General features: G+C 64.9%; 14 protein-coding genes and 1 pseudogene. 10 read left to right on the top strand and 5 right to left on the bottom strand.

Annotation, left to right across the window (positions count from 1 at the left end; all coding sequences use genetic code 11):
• Positions 1 to 87 precede the first annotated feature (87 nt).
• The 3 genes and pseudogenes from IVB01_RS10795 to IVB01_RS10785 form a co-directional block, all read right to left on the bottom strand.
• Positions 88 to 761: pseudogene (locus IVB01_RS10795) on the bottom strand (50S ribosomal protein L11 methyltransferase).
• A gap of 644 nt (positions 762 to 1,405) precedes the next feature.
• Positions 1,406 to 3,007, bottom strand: a complete 1,602-nt coding sequence (locus tag IVB01_RS10790; protein ID WP_247494487.1) for a hypothetical protein — start codon at positions 3,005 to 3,007, stop codon at positions 1,406 to 1,408.
• A 196-nt stretch (positions 3,008 to 3,203) separates the two neighbouring features.
• On the bottom strand, positions 3,204 to 4,196 hold the full coding sequence (locus IVB01_RS10785) for an alpha/beta hydrolase (protein WP_247281814.1): 993 nt from the start codon (positions 4,194 to 4,196) through the stop codon (positions 3,204 to 3,206).
• Between the two features lie 176 nt (positions 4,197 to 4,372).
• Between IVB01_RS10785 and IVB01_RS10780 the strand changes: the two genes are divergently transcribed.
• Together IVB01_RS10780 and IVB01_RS10775 are read left to right on the top strand one after the other, a co-directional pair.
• Positions 4,373 to 4,954: an XRE family transcriptional regulator gene (locus IVB01_RS10780; RefSeq protein WP_247281813.1), complete on the top strand. Its 582-nt coding sequence runs from the start codon at positions 4,373 to 4,375 to the stop codon at positions 4,952 to 4,954.
• Positions 4,955 to 4,996: 42 nt separating this feature from the next.
• Positions 4,997 to 5,461 (top strand): GNAT family N-acetyltransferase, encoded by a 465-nt coding sequence (locus IVB01_RS10775; RefSeq protein ID WP_247281812.1) that lies wholly within the window; start codon positions 4,997 to 4,999, stop codon positions 5,459 to 5,461.
• A 55-nt stretch (positions 5,462 to 5,516) separates the two neighbouring features.
• On the opposite strand, the gene IVB01_RS10770 is transcribed toward IVB01_RS10775, so the two are convergent.
• Positions 5,517 to 6,047: a DUF1003 domain-containing protein gene (locus IVB01_RS10770; RefSeq protein WP_247281811.1), complete on the bottom strand. Its 531-nt coding sequence runs from the start codon at positions 6,045 to 6,047 to the stop codon at positions 5,517 to 5,519.
• A 109-nt stretch (positions 6,048 to 6,156) separates the two neighbouring features.
• Here IVB01_RS10770 and IVB01_RS10765 point away from each other — a divergent pair, with 109 nt between their 5' ends.
• From IVB01_RS10765 to IVB01_RS10730, 8 genes are all read left to right on the top strand, one after another.
• Entirely contained in the window at positions 6,157 to 7,200 is a 1,044-nt protein-coding gene (locus tag IVB01_RS10765) for a LacI family DNA-binding transcriptional regulator (protein WP_247281810.1), read from the top strand.
• Positions 7,201 to 7,282: 82 nt separating this feature from the next.
• Positions 7,283 to 8,737: a xylulokinase gene (gene xylB / locus IVB01_RS10760; protein WP_247281809.1), complete on the top strand. Its 1,455-nt coding sequence runs from the start codon at positions 7,283 to 7,285 to the stop codon at positions 8,735 to 8,737.
• The gene (gene xylA / locus IVB01_RS10755; protein ID WP_247281808.1) at positions 8,738 to 10,060 is read left to right on the top strand and encodes a xylose isomerase; all 1,323 of its coding nucleotides are present in this window, start codon (positions 8,738 to 8,740) and stop codon (positions 10,058 to 10,060) included.
• Between the two features lie 12 nt (positions 10,061 to 10,072).
• Entirely contained in the window at positions 10,073 to 10,831 is a 759-nt protein-coding gene (locus IVB01_RS10750) for an ATP-binding cassette domain-containing protein (protein WP_247281807.1), read from the top strand.
• Positions 10,831 to 11,913, top strand: coding sequence for an ABC transporter permease (locus tag IVB01_RS10745; protein WP_247281806.1), 1,083 nt, complete (start codon positions 10,831 to 10,833; stop codon positions 11,911 to 11,913). Before IVB01_RS10750 ends, IVB01_RS10745 begins: the two co-directional genes overlap by 1 nt.
• Positions 11,914 to 12,008: 95 nt before the next feature.
• The gene (locus IVB01_RS10740; protein ID WP_247281805.1) at positions 12,009 to 12,941 is read left to right on the top strand and encodes a sugar-binding protein; all 933 of its coding nucleotides are present in this window, start codon (positions 12,009 to 12,011) and stop codon (positions 12,939 to 12,941) included.
• Positions 12,942 to 13,048: 107 nt separating this feature from the next.
• The gene (locus tag IVB01_RS10735; RefSeq protein ID WP_247281804.1) at positions 13,049 to 14,026 is read left to right on the top strand and encodes an aldo/keto reductase; all 978 of its coding nucleotides are present in this window, start codon (positions 13,049 to 13,051) and stop codon (positions 14,024 to 14,026) included.
• A gap of 3 nt (positions 14,027 to 14,029) precedes the next feature.
• Positions 14,030 to 14,872 (top strand): amidohydrolase family protein, encoded by an 843-nt coding sequence (locus IVB01_RS10730; protein WP_247281803.1) that lies wholly within the window; start codon positions 14,030 to 14,032, stop codon positions 14,870 to 14,872.
• Between the two features lie 198 nt (positions 14,873 to 15,070).
• Here the strand turns inward: IVB01_RS10730 and IVB01_RS10725 are convergent, their stop codons facing one another.
• Entirely contained in the window at positions 15,071 to 15,436 is a 366-nt protein-coding gene (locus IVB01_RS10725) for a nuclear transport factor 2 family protein (RefSeq protein ID WP_247281802.1), read from the bottom strand.
• Positions 15,437 to 15,441 lie beyond the last annotated feature (5 nt).

Genomic DNA, 15,441 nt, shown 5'->3' with positions numbered 1-15,441 from the left:
TCAAACGCGGCGACCTCGACGCCGCCTTGCTTGCGCTGTTGGGCGCCTGAGTTCGTCGAGACCATGACCGACGCCGCGCAACGCAACTTACAGAGAATCCGGCGAGATGGTCCAAACCGCCGTATGCTTGATCTCGGCGTCTTCTAGGTCGCGGATCACCGGTACGCGATAGTCGGCGAGTCGGACAAGTTTTGCCTTCGGAAGGAAAGAGCGCCCGGGGTCGCCGATCAAGATGGTCGCGCCGGCGCGCGCATGGTCGGCTAGAAATGCGAAGGCACGCGCCGCGGTGTCCCGCTCACAGAAAATGTCGCCCGCGAGGATGGTCTGCCATCGGTCGTTTGATCGAGTGTCGAGCAAATCCTTGCCGCACGACGTGAGGTGGACCTGGTTGACCTCCGCATTGAGTTCGGCCGCCGCGATCGCGAAGGCGTCGATGTCGGACACGGTCACCTCGACCGCGCCGGCCATCATCGCCGCGATGCCGACGAGTCCGGAGCCAGAAGCGATGTCGAGCACGCGCCGTCCCGCACGGTATCGGGATGATCGAGCACATAACGCGCCAGGGCTTGGCCGCCCGCCCAGGCAAGTGCCCAGAAGGGCGGGGGGAGGCCGGCCTCGTTCAGCTCGTTCTCGGTCTGTTGCCAGAGCGGCAACGATTCATCGGCGAGGAAGACCGCGATTTCCGGCACCAGTGACACCGACCGCAGCCGGGTGTTCGCGCGGATGAAGGATTGCGGGTCGGCAAGGGTCTGGGCTGTCAAGGCGGGCCATCGTTGTCACGTCACTAATGACTAGCACGAACCGTCTCGCACCGCGAAGCCGGTGTGATCCTGCGATCCTCGATAGCCCCGAGACTACCCGAGATTTACGGCCGAATAGGCCTGCCCGGTGGTACACAGCGGTGGTCACAAATCGAGACCGGGTCTTTCAGGAATCCTTGTTTTCCTGCGGAGTTCGCGCATTCGGGGCGATGGGGAGGGGAGTCCCACTTTCTCCGCCGCCTGCAAGTGTGACCGCAAAGCAGCGGTGCTCCGACGAGCAGTCGCCTGCCTCAGCGTTGGTGAATAGGCGCTGCTTGAGCGAGAACGCAAACCGCGAGCAGGCGGCGTAGCGGCCAGCACATTTCCGAGGCCGGCGACCTTCAGTCGGCTCCGGATCGACGAGCCCCGGCGAAGCCGTGAGTTCGATACAGTTCTCCGATCAAGCGACAGTGCGCTCCATGACGTCCGGGTCTCCAGCGCCAGCTCAATGCCGGCATCCGCTGGACTAGCTGCCTTGTCGGTAGAAACAAACCTCCAGCGGATCGGAGCAAGCGGACGGCTTCAGGGGCGGCCTTAGGGCTTAGCGTTGCCGTAAGGCTCATTTCTGCCGACGCGGGCACCTCGACATGTTCGTCGTAGCGGGTTCAGTGGCTACTTTGAGCTGGCAATGCTGGAGGTCGGGGCTTGCGGATGAGTGCCTTCCGCTCCTTCTCGCAAGCCGCCAGTAATGCTTGCGTCCAGAGAGCCATCCCCTCCGCTTTCAGCGCGATGCGCTGAGACGAGTTGTAGTGGATCTCCGTGACAGGAGCCATCCGCTCCCTCTCGGGCATCTCGTCTCGTGGAAGCTTATGACCAAGGATCGCGGATGCCGCGCCGCCCAGGCGCTTGTCGTCAAGAAACTCTCCAAGCGTGCGGCGGATATCATGGAGAGTCCAAGGCCGAATGCCATAGTACGCGAACAGATCGACGCGCATCTTTGCCTTTTTGGCCGCTTTCGGGCCGGGTTTGCCTGGGAGGTCCGGCTTGTTTTTGCTGCGATGGTCGAAAACTCTTCCCTGCAGACGATACATCAGAAGATTGAGCGCGGACTGAGTGATGCGCTCGGTCGACTTGCGCCCGGAGAACATCCATACCGACTTTCCGCCGGAGGCCTTGTAGTAGCGTTCCAACACCTTGAGCGCTTCGGGCGGCACGGGGAGCGCATGCGGCCTCCCGCCGTCCTTACCCCCTTTCATCTCCTCGGCGGTCCAATTTGCGATCTTCCACCCGGAGAGCTTGGCCTTCTTCTCCGGAACAAACAGGCGATCGGGCCGCAGGACCAGAAGTGATCCGGTCCGCTGCGCCGTGAGCGCCGCTGCCCACAATGCGCCGACCGTGCCGGGATATGTTTCATGTTCGTTGTCGGACAGATGCCTAAACATGTCGGCGATTACCATCGTGCGGGCAATCTCCTCGATCTTCGGCGTGTGGTGTCGGACCTTCCACTTGTACTTGACCGACCACCTCTCCCACCACGCATGCTGGGCATGGTCGAGGCCAGCCTTGGCCGGGTGATACCTCCAAGCCCAGGTCAACATCTCGCGCCCCTGCCGAACGGCGCGATGGACGGTCGAGGGGCGGTATGCCGCAAGCATTCTGTCCCTGACGACTTCGAGATCGCCAGCAGTCAGTTCGCGCACAGGGCGATCGCTCAGCAATGAGAATTCTGGCAAACGAAGGTACCGCGCGTATCGGTCCCGATATCCCTTCTTAAGCTCCGGCAGCTTTTCCGAGAGAAACTGCTCCGCAAGCTGTTGCCACGTCCACACGGAATGGATTTCACCCTTGAGCCGGCGCCGGCCTAGTTCCGAGTTGTCGTCGGCGATCTCGTCCGCGGTTTCCCATTCCAAATTATCATCGTAGCTCTTGTGCCCGTTGAACCCATGCGATCGGAGCTTGACCAACGTCTCCACGAAGACCTTCAGGTCGCGTCCCCGCTTGGCTGCCTCCCGCGTCCTATGCGCGATGTACCTCGCGGTAGGCAGAGGGATTTCTGCGCAACGTCCGATCTTGATGGTACGATCTCGACGGCGGATCAACCAGGCCGCGTCGGACTTGGTGATACGCAGCGTCAGGCCTGCGCACTCGGTGTCCCGCCATTCGATTGCCCGAGCTTTGGCTTCGGGAGTGCGAGACATCTTGATCGCGAGCCACACATCGTGAGGCGAGATCGGTTTGCTCGTCCGTTCGTAGTGGACCCCGGCCATCCTTAACCTCTACAACAATTCTACAACACGTCCTGAAAACGCTCAGATTTTGCCTCTGGTAGCCGAAGTGGCCTTAAGATGCAATTAATTGCGAGTTTCCAAGTGCTTAGGCTCAGACGCCGACGGTCGAAAAGCTGACGAATATCCCTTCCCAAGCTGCATACGAGGGTTCGATTCCCTTCGCCCGCTCCAAGCTTCAGTTCGGCAGGCTTCGCAGGAATTCGACGATCGCCGCGTTCACCTCCGCCGGCCGCTCCTGCTGCGTCCAATGTCCGCAGCCCGGCAGCATCTTGATCTCGCGTAGCTGCGGCACCCATTGTCTCATGTTGGCGAGATGCTCGGCGGCACCGGGGAAGGCAATGACCATGTCACGGTCGCCGGCGATGAAGAGTGAGGGCACGGTCACCTTCACCCCCTCGAAGGCCGCCATCAGCTCCCAGTTGCGATCGATGTTACGGTAATAGTTGAGCGGCCCGCGAAACCCGCTGCGGGCAAATTCGGCGCCGTAATGATCGAGGTCGGCGACGCTCAGCCATGAGGGCAGCGGCACCTGCACCTTCGGCAACATGCCATCCTTGCGCGAGACCATCCCGATGCCGACGGTCCTGCCGGCGCGCTCGGCATTGGCGCGGATCGCCGCCGCCCCTTCGCCGGAACCGCCGAAGAGCATGGCGCCGAGCGTAGCGCGCGGATCCCGTTCGAACTCCGCTTCGGCGACACCGGGCTCCTGAAAGTACAACTGATAGAACTGCGCATCCGCTGTCCGCGGCATGACGCTGGTCGGCCGCACGGGACTGCGCGGGCGATAGGGTACGCTGAGAATGGCAGCGGCGCGGAAGCGATCGGGACGCAGGCGCGCCGTGTGCCAGGCAATTGTCGCACCCCAATCATGCCCGACGATCACGGCGTCCTTCGCCTCGAACGCGTCGAGCACGCCGACGAGATCGCCGACCATGTGCAAGATCGTATACTGGTCGATGGCTTCGGGCCGGTCGCTCTTGCCATAGCCGCGCATGTCGGGCGCAACAGCGCGGTAGCCGGCCGCTGCCAGCGCCTCGAGCTGGTGGCGCCAGGAGTACCAGCCTTCCGGAAAGCCGTGGCAGAGCAGCACCATTGGCCCCTCGCCCTGCTCGGCGATGTTGAGGCTGATACCGTTGGCCTTGATCGTCCGCTGCGTCGGCTCGCCCATGTCGCCTCCCGGTCCTGCTTATGGGAAGCATCCTAATCGGGTGTCCCGGCTGCGCAAAGATTCTAATATATTGGACTGGCGCTCCCGGCATTCGCCTCTCGCCCGGCTTAGGTTGGTCGAGGCGGCATGCGGTCCTTGCGCCGGGCAACGCTTGGATGAAGGCCGGGGCTAAAAAAATGGACCAGCAGAAACTCGATCGTGCGGTCGGCCGCCGCCTGAAGACGCTGCGGACCCAGGCCGGCATGACGTTGAACGAACTGGCAACTCGGTCCGGCGTCAGCCGGGCCATGATCGGGCGGGTGGAGCGGGCGCAGAGCAGTGCGACGGCTGCGCTGCTCGGAAAACTCTGCGCAGCGCTCGACGTGTCGCTCAGCGATGTGGTCGCACTGGCCGAGAAGCCGCCCGAGCGGCTGGTGCGACTTGCCGATCAGCCGCATTGGCGCGATCCCGAGAGCGGCTATCGCAGGCGCCACGCCTCGCCAACCGATGCGGCGAGCGGGATCGAGATCATCGTCGTCGACCTGCCGGCCGGCGCGCGGGTGCCGTACAGTCCCTGGGGCCGCAACGCCTTCACCCAACAATTATTGATGCTGGAGGGAGCCATCGCCGTGCATATCGACGCCAAGGCGGTGCGGTTGCACGAGGGCGATTGTCTGGATTTCGACGTGATGCGCGCGGTGATTTTCGAGAACGAGACCCGGCAGGATGCGCGCTACGTCATCATCACGCGGCGCGGCGCTTCCTACGGCAAGATGTGAGGGCACCGATGCGATCCGAGACCCTGGAGTGAGGCCCTGACGATGCACATCCGCCCCGGCGACACCTTTGATCCCCGTGTCATCGCGCTGCTCGATCATCACGTCACGGCGGCGCGGGCGCAGACCGCGCCCGGTAGCGCCCATGCACTTGATCTCTCGGGTCTTCGTGCACCCGACATCGGATTCTGGACCGGCTGGGACGGCGAGACACTGGTCGCCACCGGCGCGCTGAAGACGCTTTCGGCCGACCACGGCGAGGTGAAGTCGATGCACACGCTGCAGACCACACGCCGGCGCGGCTTCGGCGGCCAGATGCTCCGCCACATCATCAGTGAAGCCCGCATGCGCGGCATGACGCGGCTCAGCCTGGAAACCGGCTCCTGGGGTTATTTCAAACCCGCGCACGCCCTCTATCAGGCCCACGGCTTCGTCGCCTGCGGTCCATTCGAAGGCTATGTCGAGGATCCCAACAGCCTGTTCCTGACGCTGGATCTGACCACCAGCTGAGCCTGCCGACTGGCGCAAGGTGCATGCAGCCGACTGGCGCAAGGTGCATGCAGCCTCAACTTCTTCGCGTCTCCTCGATCTTGTCGAGCACGCGTTCGGGGGCGATGTCCCGGGCCGCTTCCTCCAGATCGCGCTTCGAGTCAGGTTTGACGTCGAGCCGCTCGGCGACCTGCGTGAGCAGGCGGGCAACCTTGGTCAGTTCATGCTCGGCGAGCAGGCTGATCTGGAGGTCGAGATCGGCGCGCTTGTCCGCGGCCGCGGTCATGCGGTTCTGCGAAATCAGCACGAAGGTGGAGAGGAAAATCGCTTCCACCGAGGCGATCATCGCGAGCACCACAAAACTTTCGTCCCAGACCGGGATCCCCGGCAGCCAATTCAGATTGGCGATGATCCAGAAACCAAATATGGCCAGGTGGAGATAAACGAACGGCATGCTGCCGGTGAAGGCCGTGATCGCGTCGGCGAGTTTTTCCTGGTTCGTGGCAGCCCGCTGCTCCCCACGGCGACGCGCGACGAGCGCCTGGATGTTGCGCTCGAGCGTCGGGCTCAGGCCCTCGCCGGGATCATGGGTGATGTCGTTACGCACGCGGCGGCAACGGCCGAGTGGAGGACCTGTTCCTGGGAGGGCGGAGCCAAACCCCATCATTCCTCAAAATGAGTTGCGCACCTCAAAACACCTCTGCTAGCCTTCAGCCATGGCCGAGACGCTCACCCCAACTGCGCTGACGCTGAAGGATATCGCCCGCGAGGCCGGCGTCAGCCTCGCCACGGTCGACCGCGTCCTCCACAACCGCCCGGGCGTCCGCCCGGACACGGTCCGGCGCGTCAAGGCGGCGATCGAGCGCAATTCGTTCCAGCCGCACGTTGCGGCCGCCGAGCTCGCCCGCAGCCGCGCCCGGCGCTTCGCCTTCGTGATGCCGTCGGGCTCGAACCCGTTCATGCAGCAGATCGAAGCCTATCTCGGCGAAATGTCGGCCTGGCTGTCGGCCCGCCGCCTCAGCGTCGAGATGGTGCCGACCGACGTGTTCGACCCCTCCGCGCTCGCAGGCACGCTGGAGGCGCTATCGGGCGATTACGATGGCATCGCCGTGGTGGCGCTGGATCATCCGAGTGTTCGCGCCGCCATCAATGATCTCGTCGATGCCGGCGCCAAGGTGGTGACGCTGGTCTCGGACGTGCCGTCCTCGCGCCGCCATCATTATGTCGGCATCGACAACATCGCTGCGGGTCGCACCGCCGGCGCGCTGGTCGGGCGGCTGGTCGGCCAGAGGTCCGGCAAGGTCGCGATCGTCGCGGGCTCGCAGGGCCTGCGCGACCACGCCGAGCGCATCTTCGGCTTCAACCAGGTGATGGCGACGGAATTCCCCGGTCTCAGCGTGCTGCCGGTGCTGGAAGGGCGCGACGAGGACGAGCGTTCGGAGCAAGTATTGGCGCGGCTGTTCGGCAGGCATGCTGACATTGTCGGGCTTTATAACGTCGGCGCCGGCACGCAAGGCGTAGCCAAGGCTTTGACCGATGCCGGCCGCGAAAAGCAGGTGGTGTTCGTCGGGCACGACGTCACCGCGTTGACACGGCGGCTGCTGTTGCAGGGCGTGATGCATGCGGCGATCTCGCAGAACCCTGGCCATGAGGCGCGTGCCGCCGTGCGCGTTCTGCTCGCGCTCGCCCGCGGCGAGCCGATCTTGCGCGAACAGGAGAAGATCAGGATCGACATCGTGATGCGGGACAATCTGCCCTAGTGGCAGCTGGATTTCAAAATGGTCTGCAGCGGTGAATGCGACGTCAAGCTCGCGCACCGCGACAGGCAAAAGGGAGGATGGCGTGTATCTCGGACTAGACATCGGCACATCCGGTGTGAAAGCGGTGCTCGTGAGCGAAGCCGGCGCGATTGTCGCGACGGCCGCGCGCGAGCTTGCGCTGTCGCACCCGGCGCCGCTGTGGTCCGAGCAGGATCCGGACGCCTGGGTCGATGCGGCGATCGGCGCGGTGGACGATCTCGCCGCCCGCCATCCGCGCGAGGTCGCGCGGGTCGCCGGCATCGGGCTGTCGGGCCAGATGCATGGCGCGACGCTGCTTGGCGAGGATGGGCGGCCGCTGCGTTCCGCGATTCTCTGGAACGACGGCCGCTCGCACGCCGAATGCGCCATGCTGGAGCGGCGCTGTCCGTCGTTGCACGCGATCGCCGGCAATCTCGCCATGCCTGGCTTCACCGCGCCGAAGCTGCTCTGGGTGGCGCGGCATGAGCCAAAGATCTTCGATCGCGTCGCAAAGGTGCTGCTGCCCAAGGCCTATGTCCGCTATCGCCTCACCGGCGAAATGGTCGAGGACATGTCGGACGCCGCCGGCACGCTGTGGCTGGATGTTGGTCTGCGCCGCTGGTCGGCACTGTTGCTGCATGCCACCGGGCTCGATCTGCATCACATGCCGCGCCTCGTCGAGGGCAGCGAGGTAAGCGCGGTGCTCGCGTCGGAATACGCGCAGCGCTGGGGCATGACTGCGGATGTCGTGGTCGCCGGCGGCGCCGGCGACAATGCGGCGAGCGCGATCGGGCTTGGCGCGATCGCGCCGGGCAATGCTTTCCTGTCGCTGGGCACCTCGGGCGTGGTCTTCCGCGTCACCGACCGCTTCGCGCCGGCGCCGGCTTCGGCCGTGCATGCCTTCTGCCATGCGCTGCCCGGCCTCTGGCATCAGATGGGGGTGATGCTGTCGGCCGCGGCCTCGCTCGCCTGGCTGTCTGGCGTGATGGAGACTCCGGCCGCAGCGCTCTTGGCACCGCTCGGCGAGCGCGTCGACGGGCCCAGCCCCGTCTCCTTCCTGCCGTATCTCGATGGCGAGCGTACGCCGCACAACGATGCTACCGCGAGCGGGGCCTTTGTGGGCTTGCGCGGTGCGACCGGGCGGGCGCAGATCGTCCAGGCCGTGCTCGAAGGCGTCGCCTTTGCCGCGCGCGACAATCTGGCCGCGCTGAGCTCAGCGAGTGGGCCGCTTGCTGAGCTCGATCTGGTCGGCGGTGGCTCGCGCTCGCCGCTGTGGGCGCAGATCTGCGCCGACGTGCTCGGCATTCCCGTTCATCGCGTTGAGGAAGGCGAAGTGGGCGCCGCGCTCGGCGTTGCGCGGCTCGGCCGTATCGCCGCGACCGGCGAGGACCCCGCAGAGGTCTGCAAACCCCCGCGGCGGCTCGCGAGCTTCACACCCCGCCCATCCGTCACTGCGGCCTATGACGAGGCCTATCTGCGCTGGCGGGCGCTTTATCCTGCATTGAAGGAGACTGCCTGAGTGAACGCGTCAGCCAAATTCTTCGAGGCCAGCACGCCTGTCGCCTTTGCCGGCAAAGATGCGGACAACACGCTCGCCTTCCGCTGGTACGACAAGGACCGCCTCGTGCATGGCCGCCGGCTGGAGGACCACTTACGATTTGCGGTCTGCTATTGGCATTCGTTCTGCTGGCCGGGCGCAGACCCCTTCGGCGGCGAGACCTTCCTGCGGCCCTGGCACGACGGTACCGATGCGATGGCGCTGGCGCGGGCCAAGGCCGATGTTGCCTTCGAGCTGTTCCGCCTGCTGGACGTGCCGTTCTTCACCTTCCACGACGTCGATGCAGCGCCGGAAGGCGCCTCGCTTAGCGAGTCCGTCGCCAATCTCAACGCGATTGCCGATCTGTTCGAGGCGAAGATGGCTTCCGCGAAGGTCCGCCTGCTCTGGGGCACAGCCAATCTGTTCACGCATCGTCGCTACATGGCGGGCGCCGCGACCAATCCGGACCCCGATATCTTCACCTATGCCGCCGGCCAGGTCCGCGCCGCGCTGGAGGTGACGCACCGGCTCGGCGGCCAGAATTACGTGCTATGGGGCGGGCGCGAGGGCTACGAGACGCTGCTCAACACCGATCTCAAGCGCGAGCTTGACCAGCTCGGCCGCTTCGTCTCGCTGGTGGTCGAGCACAAGCACAGAATAGGCTTCAAGGGACCGATCCTGATCGAGCCCAAGCCGAAGGAGCCGACCAAGCATCAATACGATTTCGACGTCGCCACCTGTTACGGCTTCCTCGAGCGCTACGATCTCCTGAACGACGTCAAGCTCAACATCGAGCAGAACCACGCCATCCTCGCCGGTCACTCCTTCCATCACGAGGTTGCGCTCGCCGAGGCGCTCGGCGTGTTCGGCTCGCTCGACGTCAACCGCGGCGACGATCTGCTCGGCTGGGACACCGACCAGTTCGCGATGAACGTGCCGGAGCTCGCCTTGGTGTTCCACGAGATCCTGAGCCACGGTGGCTTCACCGCGGGCGGGCTCAATTTTGATGCCAAAATCAGACGTCAGTCGATCGATCCCGACGATCTGATCCACGCCCATGTCGGCTCGATGGATGCCTGCGCGCGCGCCTTCCTCGCCGCTGCCGACATGCTCGACGCCGGCGTGCTCACCACACCGCTTGCCAAGCGCTACGAAGGATGGGCCGGGCCCGAGGGCCAGGCCATTCTCGGCGGCCAGCGTTCGCTCGCCGATCTCGCCGACCGTGCGCTCGGCCCCGGCTTCGACCCGCAGCCGCGCTCGGGTCGGCAGGAATATCTGGAATCCCTGGTCAACCGACATGTCTGAGGAAGGCCGCTGATGACAAGCGCTGAAGCAACGCCGGTGCTCGAGCTGACTGGCATCGGCAAGGAGTTCGGCGCGATCCGGGCGCTGCATGAGGTCGACATGCAGGTGTTCCCGGGCGAGGTCGTCGGCCTGATGGGCGACAACGGCGCCGGTAAGTCGACGCTGGTCAAGATCATCGCCGGCAATTTCCGCCCCAGCCATGGCGAGATCCGCTTTGCCGGCAATGCGGTCCATTTCAGCCGACCGCTCGATGCCCGCACCGTCGGCATCGAGGTCGTCTACCAGGATCTCGCACTCGCCGACAATCTGACCGCCGCTGCCAACGTCTTCCTCGGCCGCGAGCTGAAGCGCACATTCGGACCCATTGCGTTGCTCGACCACAAGGCGATGGCGGCGCGGGCGCTGGAGCTGTTCGGCGAATTGCGCTCGGAGACCCGCCCCGATGATCTCGTCAAGCAAATGTCGGGCGGCCAGCGCCAGGCGGTCGCGATCGCGCGGACGCGGCTCTCCAATGCGCGGCTGGTGATGATGGATGAGCCGACGGCCGCGATTTCGGTCCGCCAGGTCGAGCAGGTGCTCGGCCTGATCCACCGGCTGAAGGAGCAGGGTGTCGCCGTGATGCTGATCTCGCACCGCATGCCCGACGTGTTCGCGGTGTGCGACCGCGTGGTCGTCATGCGCCGCGGCGAGAAGCGCGCCGACAAGCCGATCCACCAGACTTCGCCCGAGGAGGTCACCGCCCTGATCACCGGCGCGAAGGAGGCGGCGTGATGGCCATGCCCCTGGAATCTCCGATCAGCTTCACCAATGTCGGCCGGATCAGATGGTGGCAGCGCGGCATCTTCGCGTCACAGACCGGCTATGTCCTGCTCGCGCTGGCGGTGTTGCTGGTGATCATGCATTTCGCCAGCCCGTACTTCTTCACCGAAGGCAACATGCAGAACGTGGCGAAGAACTTTTCCTTCATCGCCATTGCCACGCTGGGCGTGACCTTCGTGATCATCACCGGCGGCATCGACCTCTCGGTCGGCTCGATGATGTGTTTCTCCGCCATGATCACCTCGATGGTGATGACCGAATTGTCGGCACCCGGCTCGCCGGCAGGCGCGCTGTTCGTGCACATGGCGGCCGACGGCAAGACCGTGCTCGCCAAGGTGCCAGGGCTGATCCTGCTGGTCTCGATCCTCGCCGGCCTCGGCGTCGCGCTGGTCGCCGGGCTCGTCAACGGCTTCTGCATCGCCGTGCTCGGTCTGTCGCCGTTCGTGACCACGCTCGGCATGCTCTCGATCGTACGCGGGCTCGGCTACGTCGTCTCCAACGGCCGTGGCAGTTTTCCGGGCGGACCGGATGCAGATTATTTCTATGCGCTCACCTCCGGCGACGTGCTCGGCGTGCCCGTGCCTTTCATCTATCTGGTGATCCTCGCGCTGGCGATGGCCGTGGTGCTGCACCATACCTCGTTCGGACGCCACGTCTTCGCGCTCGGTGGCAACGAGAAGGCGGCCGAGCTCACCGGCATTCCGGTGGTGCGGGTGAAGATCGAGGTCTACGTGATCTGCGCGCTCGCCGCGGGGCTCCAGGGCATCATCATCTCCGGCTGGCTTGGATCGGCGCCGGCCAACATGGCGACGTCCTACGAGCTCAACGTGATTGCGGCGGCCGTGATCGGTGGCGCCAATCTCGCCGGCGGCATCGGCGGTCCGTTGGGGGCCATCGTCGGCTGCGTGCTGCTGGAGGTGATCCGCAACGGCCTCGTGCTGGCGCAAGTCAGCTCCTACTGGCAGCAGACGCTGGTGGGCGTGATCATCATCCTGGCCGTGCTGGTCGATCGCATCCGATCGCGGATGATCTGACGTGACGTCGTTCCGGGGAGGCAACGAAAATGCCGCCTGTCCGCTTCCCGGACGAATCTGGAAAGGATGGGCGCAAGAGAAGGGTGGAGGAGACAATGAGGAAACTTCTTCTTGCCGGCATCACTGTTGCCATGATGGCAACGCCGGCGTTCGCTGCGAACTACCGCTTCGTCATCGTGCCCAAGGCGATGAACAATCCGTTCTTCGACTTCGCGCGCGACGGTTGCCTGAAGCGCGCCAAGGAGCTCGGCAACATCGAATGCATTTACAAGGGGCCGGTCGAGCACGAGCCGGCGACGCAAGCCCAGATCATCCAGGACTTCATCACGCAGAAGGTCGACGGTCTCGCCATCTCGGTCGCCGACGTCGCGGCCATGACCAAGTCGATCGAGGCGGCGACCGCGGCCGGCATCCCCGTCATCACCTTCGATGCCGATGCACCGGGCTCCAAGCGCATTGCCTATATCGGCACCAACAACAAGGAGTTCGGTGTCGCGCTCGGCAAGCAATTGCTGAAAATGCGGCCCGACGGCGGCAAATATGCGATGGTTTCGGGCGGTCCCGGCGCCAAGAACCTCGCCGAGCGCGTCGACGGCGTGCGCGAGGCGCTGAAGGGCTCGAAATGGACCGAAGTTGCAGGCTCGCCCACCTTCTGCAACGACGATCCCGCGCTCGCGGTCCAGCAGATGACCGACATGCGCACCGCAACGCCCGATCTCGCCGCCATCGTTCCCATCGGCGGCTGGCCGATGTTCGCTCCTGAAGGCTTCAAGGCCTTCGCCTCCAGGAACAAGAAGGACATCGACTCCGGCAAGTTCACCCTGGTGGTCGCCGATACGCTCAAGATGCAGCTTGAGCTCCTGCGCGACGGCTATGCCAATGCGCTGGTCGGCCAGCGTCCGTTCGAGATGGGCGAGAAGGCGATGGACACGCTGCTCGCCATCAAGAAGGGCGAGAAGGTGCCGGAGATCGTCTACACCGGTCTCGATCTCGTGACCAAGGACAACGTTGCACAGATGTTGAAGTAGGAGCGCCGCCAGCCCCGCGCTCCTGCGTGCCTCCCCCGCTTGCGGTTTCCGCGAGCGGGGGAGATGATTTGCGCCGCTGGAAGGACGACTCCTGGAAGGCAATGGAAATGAAACGGTCGCGCCTCGGCTCTCTCGACGTCACCTCGATCGGCCTCGGCTCCGCCCCGCTCGGCGGATTGTTCGCACCCGTCAGCGACGCCGATGCGCAAGCGACGGTCGCGCGTGCCTGGTCGCTCGGAATCCGCTTCTTCGACACCGCGCCGCTTTACGGCTTTGGCCTGGCCGAGCGGCGGCTCGGCGCGTTCCTGCGGCAGCAGCCGCGTGAATCCTATGCGATCTCGACCAAGGTCGGGCGTCTTTTGCGCGCGCCCGAGGGCGCCGCCGCCGAGGACGAGCACTACAAGGGCACGCCGCGTGAGCGGCCGGTGTTCGATTTCAGCCATGACGGCGTGATGCGCTCGGTGGAGGAAAGCCTCGCCAGGCTCGGGCTCGATCGCATCGACGTCCTGCTCGTGCATGATGCCGACGACCACTATGACGATGCCGTCACCGGTGCCTTCCGCGCGCTGCAGCGCCTGCGCGAGGACGGCACGGTCAAGGCGATCGGCGCCGGCATGAACCAGTCGGAAATGCTGGTCCGCTTTGCCGACGCCGTGCCGGTTGACTGCTTCCTGCTCGCCGGCCGCTACACGCTGCTCGACCAGGGCGCGCTGGATGCGCTATTTCCGGCCTGCCAGGCCAGGAACATCGGCATCCTGCTCGGCGGCGTCTACAACAGCGGCATCTTGGCCAATCCGCACACGAGCGCGAAGTTCAATTATCAGGATGCTGACGCGGCGCTTGTCGCGCGTGCGCTGGAACTCGACGCGCTCTGTCACGAGCACGGCACCGAGCTAAAGGCCGCAGCGCTGCAGTTCTGCATGGCCCACCCGGCCGTGACGGTCACGGTGATGGGCGCGCGCAATGCTGCGGAGGCGGCCGAGAACATCGCGATGTCGGAGGCGGCGGTGCCGCAGGCCTTCTGGCAGGAGCTGCGCGCGCAAAACCTCGTCGATGCGCGGGCGCCGCTGCCGGGCGGAGCGTGAGCCATGATCATCGACGGTCACCAGCATTTCTGGGATCCGGCGCGTGCCGACTATCCCTGGATGGACGCGGACGAGCTCACACCGATCCGCCGCGCCTTCGGCCCTGGCGATCTTGCGCCATTGCTGAAGGCAAACGGCATCGATGCGAGCATTCTGGTGCAGTGCCGCTCCGCGCTGGAGGAGACCGAGGAGTTCCTGCGCATCGCGCATGCGACGCCCTCTGTCATCGGTGTCGTTGGCTGGGCTGATCTGACGGACGGGGCGCTTGACGAAACGCTCGATCGATTGCGCGCTGCGCCCGGTGGGGACAAGCTGGTGGGCATTCGTCACCAGGTCCACGATGAAGCCGATCCGGATTGGTTACTCCGCGAAGACGTCCAGCGCGGCCTCACCGCGGTGTTTGCCCGCGATCTCACCTACGACTTCCTCGTCCGCACCCGCGAGTTGCCGGTTGCGATCGCGACCGCGCAGGCCTTCCCGCAAGCGCGCTTCGTGCTCGACCACGCCGCCAAGCCGCCGATCGCCGATGGCGCAAGCGACGAATGGGCCGATGGCATCGCGGCGCTCGCTGCTTGCGGCAATGTCTGGTGCAAGATTTCGGGCTTGGCGACGGAAGCAGTCTGGAGCGATTGGAATGCGGAGCGTCTGTTTCCGTTCGTTCAGCATGCCGCGACATGCTTTGGCGAGGATCGGCTGATCTTCGGCTCGGACTGGCCGGTGTGTCTGCTTGCGGGGAGCTACGGCGAGATCAAGGATGCGCTGGAGGCGTGCCTGGTGAGGCTGGGCGCACACGTGCGCGAGAAGGCGTTCGGTGTGAATGCGAAGGCTGCGTATCGGTTGGCTTGACTGTTCAGTCGAGGGTTGCACTCTTTCCCTCTCCCCTTGTGGGAGAGGGTGGCTCGCCGCGTAGCGGCGAGACGGGCGAGGGGTATCTCTCCGCGCACGACCCTCAAGCAGCAAGGATCGCGGAAGCAACCCCTCATCCGGCGCTTCGCGCCACCTTCTCCCACAAGGGGAGAAGGAAGAAAGCAGCGTGCCCGCCCTTCACGCGCCCGCTGGCACCTGATCCAGAAATCCCGTCACGCTCCTGATCCGGCCCTCCTTTAGCACGGCAAAATCCGTTCCCTTGATCGGGCTGTCGACGCCGTCAGGACCAAGTCCCCACGAGAAGCGCACATGGTCGCCGTAGCCGTTGGGCTCGCCGATCAGCTTGAAGGTGAAATCGGGAAAGCGCTGCTGCACGCCTGCGATCAGCGCGTGGATCCCGTCCTGGCCGTCGCCCTTCATCAGGGGATCGACATAGCTCGCATCCGCTGTCCAGTTTTGGCTGAGCAGTTCGCGCCGGCGGCCGGCGGCGCGTTCGTTCCAGAGCTCGATGTAGCGGCAGGCGATGGTGTTGGGATCGGTCATGATGT

The sequence above is a fragment of the Bradyrhizobium sp. 164 genome (assembly GCF_023073715.1).
In the GTDB taxonomy this organism is placed as follows: domain Bacteria; phylum Pseudomonadota; class Alphaproteobacteria; order Rhizobiales; family Xanthobacteraceae; genus Bradyrhizobium.
This window is presented reverse-complemented; position numbering and strand designations above follow the sequence as displayed.

Coding starts and splice junctions, on each gene's coding strand:
- IVB01_RS10750 (WP_247281807.1), top strand. CDS start 10,073: ATGACAAGCGCTGAAGCAACGCCGGTGCTCGAGCTGACTGGCATCGGC.
- IVB01_RS10745 (WP_247281806.1), top strand. CDS start 10,831: ATGGCCATGCCCCTGGAATCTCCGATCAGCTTCACCAATGTCGGCCGG.
- IVB01_RS10765 (WP_247281810.1), top strand. CDS start 6,157: ATGGCCGAGACGCTCACCCCAACTGCGCTGACGCTGAAGGATATCGCC.
- IVB01_RS10740 (WP_247281805.1), top strand. CDS start 12,009: ATGAGGAAACTTCTTCTTGCCGGCATCACTGTTGCCATGATGGCAACG.
- IVB01_RS10785 (WP_247281814.1), bottom strand. CDS start 4,196: ATGGGCGAGCCGACGCAGCGGACGATCAAGGCCAACGGTATCAGCCTC.
- IVB01_RS10775 (WP_247281812.1), top strand. CDS start 4,997: ATGCACATCCGCCCCGGCGACACCTTTGATCCCCGTGTCATCGCGCTG.
- IVB01_RS10780 (WP_247281813.1), top strand. CDS start 4,373: ATGGACCAGCAGAAACTCGATCGTGCGGTCGGCCGCCGCCTGAAGACG.
- IVB01_RS10735 (WP_247281804.1), top strand. CDS start 13,049: ATGAAACGGTCGCGCCTCGGCTCTCTCGACGTCACCTCGATCGGCCTC.
- IVB01_RS10790 (WP_247494487.1), bottom strand. CDS start 3,007: ATGGCCGGGGTCCACTACGAACGGACGAGCAAACCGATCTCGCCTCAC.
- IVB01_RS10725 (WP_247281802.1), bottom strand. CDS start 15,436: ATGACCGATCCCAACACCATCGCCTGCCGCTACATCGAGCTCTGGAAC.
- IVB01_RS10730 (WP_247281803.1), top strand. CDS start 14,030: ATGATCATCGACGGTCACCAGCATTTCTGGGATCCGGCGCGTGCCGAC.